The sequence below is a fragment of the Acinetobacter sp. MF4642 genome (assembly GCF_002018925.1).
Taxonomy (GTDB): Bacteria; Pseudomonadota; Gammaproteobacteria; order Pseudomonadales; family Moraxellaceae; genus Acinetobacter; species Acinetobacter johnsonii.
Window position 1 is genome coordinate 1 of the sequence record NZ_MVON01000064.1, and the last position, 2,850, is coordinate 2,850.

At 42.0% G+C, this 2,850-nt stretch carries 4 protein-coding genes and 1 pseudogene; all 5 read left to right on the top strand.

Annotated elements, in window-relative coordinates; translation table 11 throughout:
• A partial coding sequence (locus tag MF4642_RS17445; protein ID WP_413772799.1) for an IS3 family transposase occupies nt 1-115 on the top strand: 115 nt, incomplete at its 5' end.
• A 34-nt stretch (nt 116-149) separates the two neighbouring features.
• Nucleotides 150-1,193, top strand: a pseudogene (locus MF4642_RS16270) (hypothetical protein); the annotation flags it as partial.
• A complete protein-coding gene (locus MF4642_RS16275) occupies nt 1,186-1,416 on the top strand; it encodes a hypothetical protein (protein WP_004693692.1) in 231 nt (76 codons plus the stop codon). The pseudogene MF4642_RS16270 and the gene MF4642_RS16275, both read left to right, overlap by 8 nt.
• Nucleotides 1,417-1,480: 64 nt before the next feature.
• A complete protein-coding gene (locus MF4642_RS16280; RefSeq protein ID WP_004693690.1) occupies nt 1,481-1,852 on the top strand; it encodes a hypothetical protein in 372 nt (123 codons plus the stop codon).
• A gap of 11 nt (nt 1,853-1,863) precedes the next feature.
• Complete coding sequence (locus MF4642_RS16285) at nt 1,864-2,442, top strand: lysozyme (protein ID WP_078426859.1); 579 nt, start codon at nt 1,864-1,866, stop codon at nt 2,440-2,442.
• Nucleotides 2,443-2,850: the final 408 nt, after the last annotated feature.

Here is a 2,850-nt window from a genome sequence, read left to right on the forward strand (position 1 = left end):
CTGGGTATATTGGTTCAATAAAAAGCGTGTACACAGTGCACTGGGTTATGTATCGCCTTTTGAGTTTGAAGCAATGTACTATGATAAGATTAACCCGTTAGGTCAGGTGGCCTAACTTAAATAAAAAAGCCTCCGACAAACCCGGTACGGTTCACTTCGGTGCAGATGATTGCATCCCTGGTATACCGAATCGTAATTGGTGGTACATATTGAATAGTTTATCTGTGACACGCCTAGACAATGGCGTAGAGATTGAAGTCTATGACGGGAATTACAGTACCGATCGCAGCAGCTGGTGTTGGTCCTATAGTTTGACCGTACCTGCATCCGAGATTGGCAAGCTTGAACCGATCAATGGACAACCTGTGATTTTAAAAATTATCGTGAATGGTACCGAGCATCAAATGTTGCTTGAGAACCGCCGACGTTCTCGTAAATTCTCCCAAGACACCTATACCTTGATTGGTCGCAGTCAAACTGCGCTGCTTGCCGCACCGACCGCGCCACTCCGCTCATTCTTACAAGAGAACGATCGAACCTCCGTCCAGTTGTGCCAAGCAGAGCTTGATCGCGTGTTTAGCGATACAGTACTGAATTGGCAGTTGATCGATGCATTGGGTTGGATTGTTGAGCGTGAATGTTTGAGCTATTCCAACTTAGCGCCGATTGATGCGATCAAAATGGTGGTTGAAAGCGGTGGTGGGTTTATTTATAGCGAAAAGGGTAGCAATACGCTGACCATTAAACCGCTGTATAAAAAGACCTTTTGGGATGTGCTATCGATCGCTGAGTATGATCGCATGCTGCCTGAGTCTGCGGTGGTGAGTCAATCGACTGATTATCAGATCTATCCTGATTACAACGGCATTACGCTGACAAATGACCGTAAAGGACCACCAGCTCAGGTAAAACGTACTGGCACTAGTGCTGATATTCTACTTCAACCTGAAAACAATCCGTTGTTCAACTATGTCAGCATGGGCGCTTATGGAAAAGCCAAACTTGCCAAAGCAGGAATGGTCGAAACTCATACCTACAGCATGCCGATTTCACCTCAGGTGGGTGAATGTATACCAGGAGAGGTGCTGGCATTTAATGCGGAATGGTGGGGCATTGTAGATAGTGTTAGCGTCTCGTTCAGCCACGCAGTGGTCAATCAAACTGTGAAAGTGGAGCGTGTCAATCGTGAGTAATGCATTACAGCGTTTAATTGATTTACTTCCTGCGGCTGCAGAATTTGTAGGAACCATTACCAGCGTGGACCATCCCAATTACAAAGTGTTGGTGGTGGGTGGATCGGGTTTAAATCTGGTGACCAGTTCAACACGTTACAACCTTGGAGCAACAGTATTTGTATCTGATGGTGAGATTAAACGACTCGCACCATTGGGTGAAGTGATTCAAATCGAAGTTTAAGTTTTTAAAAAGTATATGGCGCTCATTGAGCGCTTTTTTATTGCCAAAAAATTAGGAGTGGTCTATGAATGACCCGTTAAGCATCAAGGGCCTACCATGGCTTTTTAAAATTATCGCTGCAGTGGTTGGGGCAATCTTTGCTCTGACGTTATCAGGGGATATCGATACCGAGGGACGAATTAAAATCACGATGGGGGTGATTATGAAGTTCACGTTTAGTGTGGCGATTAGTCTGTATGGTGGTTCAGCATTTATTGAATATTATGGTTGGCATGTCTATTCACATATGACGCAAGGCTTTGTAATGTTGATCTTTGCGATTTTCGGAATGTTGTTAATTGGCATCTGGTATCAAGCGATTCAGCTGTTACGTGGTAAAACCATTGGTGAACTAATCTATGAAATTCGATCAGCTTTTAAAGCAATGTTTAAGTGAGTAAGTGAAAAATGAAACATATTTTTGATTTTTTAAGAAAGATCAGTGGTGGAACACTTACTCAAAAGCAAGTCAATGCTGCCAACCAAGTGATTGCAACGGCTACAGATGCAACGGTGGCTGATATGTTGGGTATTGCGATCGACCAGATGGTGGTTAGTCTTTTTGGTGTGGATCTCATCTGTGGTTTTGAAGGAAAACGGCTTGCTGCATATGACGATGGTGTGGGGGTATGGACGATTGGATTCGGTACCACAGTTTATCCGAACGGCATTAAAGTTATGAAAGGTGATACCTGCACGGAAGCACAAGCTAAGACATACATGGCACATGATTTAAAGAAGTTTGAAGTAGCTGTAAATAAGGCAGTCACAGTGCAACTTAATCAAAATCAGTTTGATGCACTGCTATCACTTGCTTACAACATTGGGGCTAGTGCTTTTAGTCAATCAACTTTAGTTAAAAAACTGAATGCTAATGATATTCGTGGTGCAGCAGATCAGTTTGATGTATGGGTGAATGCAGGCGGTAAACGTATGCAAGGGCTTGTGAATCGACGTGCTAAAGAAAAGGCTTTGTTTCTATCATGATCAAAGCATTATTGCTGTGCATCCTGCTTTCAGGCTGCACAGCTCATTCGATTTCGACAAAGGTGCATGTCACTGTTTGTGTTCAGTGTGTGAATTGAAAAAGCTCTCTATCTAAATGAGGGCTTTGGTATAAGTTTTATCGTGAGCGAAATAAGCGTTCTTAATTAATATATTGATACGACTAAAAGTGTTTAAGCGCCTGATTGATTTTGAATTTAATTACTTATCAATAGTTGCAGTAATAAAGTTTGTAGGGTGGTAGGATCTTTGTATATGGGAAAAAATCATCATTCCCGAAACTAAAAAAACTAGAATTGTTATTACGGAGTTATAGAATCGCATTCATTACTTATCAATATTGCTGAGCTTTAGAGTAACAACATCTTACTTTATTTACGTCTCTTATAA